The sequence below is a fragment of the Microcystis sp. M49636_WE2 genome, assembly GCF_030065375.1.
GTDB lineage: Bacteria > Cyanobacteriota > Cyanobacteriia > Cyanobacteriales > Microcystaceae > Microcystis > Microcystis aeruginosa_C.
Genome location: NZ_JASJFG010001108.1, coordinates 1 through 3,538 on the forward strand (window position 1 = coordinate 1; position 3,538 = coordinate 3,538).

General features: G+C 40.4%; 3 protein-coding genes. 1 reads left to right on the forward strand and 2 read right to left on the reverse strand.

The features are described from left to right. Window positions 1–1,387, forward strand: a 1,387-nt coding sequence (locus PX484_RS25555) for a thymidylate synthase (RefSeq protein WP_288106258.1), incomplete at its 5' end; no start/stop codon positions are given. A 270-nt stretch (window positions 1,388–1,657) separates the two neighbouring features. Here PX484_RS25555 and PX484_RS25560 read toward each other — a convergent pair. Together PX484_RS25560 and PX484_RS25565 are read right to left on the reverse strand one after the other, a co-directional pair. Further along, window positions 1,658–2,089 (reverse strand): DUF4278 domain-containing protein, encoded by a 432-nt coding sequence (locus tag PX484_RS25560; RefSeq protein ID WP_004163613.1) that lies wholly within the window; start codon window positions 2,087–2,089, stop codon window positions 1,658–1,660. Window positions 2,090–2,706: 617 nt separating this feature from the next. Then, window positions 2,707–3,462: an ABC transporter ATP-binding protein gene (locus PX484_RS25565; protein ID WP_004163611.1), complete on the reverse strand. Its 756-nt coding sequence runs from the start codon at window positions 3,460–3,462 to the stop codon at window positions 2,707–2,709. Between the last annotated feature and the right edge of the window lie 76 nt (window positions 3,463–3,538).

Here is a 3,538-nt window from a genome sequence, read left to right on the forward strand (position 1 = left end):
AAAACAGTCCCTTGCTAAACATTTAAATCCCGACCAATACGCGGTGATTGGTAATCTTTATAGTCCCACCAGAGGAATTAGTCCCCTGCTGAGAAACTTAATAGCAAATCCCCACGTTAGATACTTAGTTATTCTCAACGCGACTAAGGAAGATAAGAACTCTGGTAGCTGTCAATGTTTGCTAGATTTTTTTAGTCAAGGATTCCAACTAGGAAAAAGTGACACAGGTGGAGAATGTTGGCTAATTAATTCTTCTATCACGGGATATGTTGACAAAGAAATTGACCGAGAAATTCTCGAAAAATTGCGTCAATCAATTCAATACCAACTGGTTAAATCCATCCCAGAAGCGATTGAAACTGTCAAAAATTATGCAGAACAATCCCCCTTACCAACTTGGGGAGAACCATTAACCTTTCCTATCTCAGAAAATCTTCCTTCTCTCCTACCTGGGACAAGATACGGTCATCGCATTGAAGGAAAAACTATTGCCGAAACTTGGGTAAAAATTCTCCAAAAGATTAAAACCACTGGCACAATTAGACCGACAGGATATGATGGTAAATGGCAAGAATTAATTGACCTAATGGCCGTTGTCACCGATGAACCCCCAGACTTTTATTTTCCCGAACCTAATTATTTGCCTATAGATAGAGCTTTTCTTACCGAATATATCGGACAAATTCTCGATGATTCCCCTATACACCAAGGAGTTAAATACACCTACGGTCAAAGATTGCGCTCTTGGTTTGGACGAGACCAAATTGAACAGGTTATTAATAAATTAATCTCAGAAATTGACGCAGCTAGTGCAGTTATGTCCCTTTGGGATGTGAAAGACCACGAAAAGGGAGGTAGTCCCTGTTTAAATCATATTTGGGTGCGAGTGGTGGAAAATGAATTGTCTCTCACTGCAATATTTAGAAGTAATGATATGTTTGCCGCTTGGCCAGCAAATGCCATGGGATTGCGTGCTTTACAGCAACATATTTGCCAAGAAATCAATCAACGCTCCCAGTATAATTTAACCCTCGGTCCATTGATTACTATTAGTCAATCGGCCCATATATACGATGATACTTGGGAGAATGTCGAACGATTAATCGCCACCCAGTACGATAAGATTGTCAATCAGCGCGACTTTTTTGACCCTAGCGGTAACTTTTTGATTTCTGTGGAAAAAGAACAAATTCTTGTCCAACAAACTACCCCCGGCAGTGGGGAAGTTGTCGCTTGTTATCAAGGCAAAAATCCCCTCAAATTAATCCGCGAGCTTGCCGCTACCAATCCCGCAATTATTCCCGAACATATCGGTTATCTGGGAATCGAGTTACAAAAGGCATACAATTGTCTCAAAAATAATCAGCTTTATATTCAAGACCAGTAGTATGTAGGAATTATGAATTATGAATTATGAATTATGAATTGGGAATTGGGAATTGGGAAGTATTTTCAGTGAACAGTGAACAGTAAACAGTAATCAGTGGGGTGCATCTCAATAATATTATTGTAGGGGCGAATTGCATTCGCCCTCTTTTAATAACTTCTGCTGCTCACCATAAGTGAGAGAAAATCACAAATACAAGATGCACCCAATCAGTGAACTGAAAACTCAAATCTGATAACTGATAACTGATAACTGATAACTGATTACTGATTACTGGTCTTTGTTTGCCGAACCGGCGCCGCGATATTTGAGAGATGAGGAGCGAATTGGGTTGGCCACCGTGGGATTATTGGTGATTTTAACCTCCGCACCCCGATATTTACCCCCTCGCTCCTTGACAGGAGCTTCGGCGACTGTTGGCTCCATATAGGTGGCCCCACGATACTTTTTTTCGCCGGCGGTTTCCGGAGTGGGGACGGGGACATTCTTCTGCTCTTCTCGTCCTTGCCATAAAAAGGTGACGACAATCACAACTGTCAAGAGAATTAGTAGCTGAATCTGCCAAGGAGCCAAAACCAGACTCAACACTAAACTAATTACCGTGGCGGCACTGGCCAGATAAGCGATCTCATCGCTGGACTTCTGCCAGAAATAGGCAGCCAGAGCAGCGGTGAATAGTGGTAACAAAAACAAATAGGACATTCTGGGTACACCTTGTCACGCTAGTGAACCAATCTCCCTATATATTACCTCCCTAGCTTCGATCGGCGAAAAATATTAACTTAGCTTATATTACATATAAGTTTTATTTTGTCAATCCTTCTTTACAATTCGTAAAAATATTGTTACATTTATTTACATGAACTAAAAGTTAAAGCAAAACAGCCAAGACACCAAGCCGGTTCAGATTGTCTCGAGGAGTATAGGACAGAAGATGATTCCTTGAGTCCGAGACAACGGCAAAAAACTTGGCCTACTAGCTTAAAAAAGTTTTCGGGGTTTGGGTTTACCCCATTGACAGATTTGCTTGAGTTCTCCTACATAACTTAGCGCTACCTCGGCTGGACACCGAGGTTTTTTATTTTGTTACAGCGTTTTCAACTAAGTCAAACGTAGGCTCTCTTCTTCTTTGTGTGATAAGTTTAGATTATCTAGAAGCGATCAATCTTTGTGTCCTTTGTGTCTTTGTGGTTCGTTCCAGTTGGTCTCGCGTAGCGAGCGCGTTGCGACCGCCAGCAGGAATGTACCCTATAATACATTTTACCCACCAAACCCAAGAGAGCCAAACGTAGATAAATTAACTGAGCTTACCTACTTAATTAAAAATTAACTTCATTTTGATGTACAGAATCCAAATAAAACTTGATTACATCTTCTGGTGTACCCTGAGATTGCAACTGGCCCTTATTCAGCCAAATTGCTTGGTCACAGGACTCTTGAATTAAAGTCAAATCGTGGGAAACTACTAAAATAGTAGCGTTAGAATTCCAGAATTTTTTTAAACGTCGTTTACACTTATTTTTAAAACTTTCATCCCCAACGGAAAGGACTTCATCAAGAATAAGAATATCGGGGTGAACCTCTGTTGCGATCGCAAATCCTAAACGAGCCACCATCCCGGAAGAAAGAGATTTCACCGGCGCTCCCATATATTCTTCTAACTCAGCAAAGTCAAGGATATCTTTGGTTTTTTCCTTCATTTCCTGACGAGAAAATCCCAGCATTACCCCATAGAGAATAATATTATCTTTTACTGGTAAATCTGGATCAAAACCCGCTCCTAATTCAATTAGAGAGGCAATTTGTCCCCTGACTCTCACCTGTCCCTTTGTCGGTTCTAGAATACCACAAATGACTTTTAAAAGAGTAGATTTTCCCGCGCCATTAGCTCCAATGATACCTAATTTTGCTCCAGAATTAATGACTAAATCTATATCATCTAGAACTAATTTTTTGGCAGGTTGACGATATTTACCTTCAAGAAGAGAGAAGATTGTCCTTTTTAGATCATAGGAGAATTCTTCTTGAGTACGTCTTTCGAGAGACACTTGATCGAGTCGAATTACTTCTGTCATTTATAATAAATCCATAAATAAATGTCGCCAGAGTCGGAAGCAAGTCCAACCAATTCCTAAGATGATAATCCCCCCA

Coding starts and splice junctions, on each gene's coding strand:
- PX484_RS25560 (WP_004163613.1), bottom strand. CDS start 2,089: ATGTCCTATTTGTTTTTGTTACCACTATTCACCGCTGCTCTGGCTGCC.
- PX484_RS25565 (WP_004163611.1), bottom strand. CDS start 3,462: ATGACAGAAGTAATTCGACTCGATCAAGTGTCTCTCGAAAGACGTACT.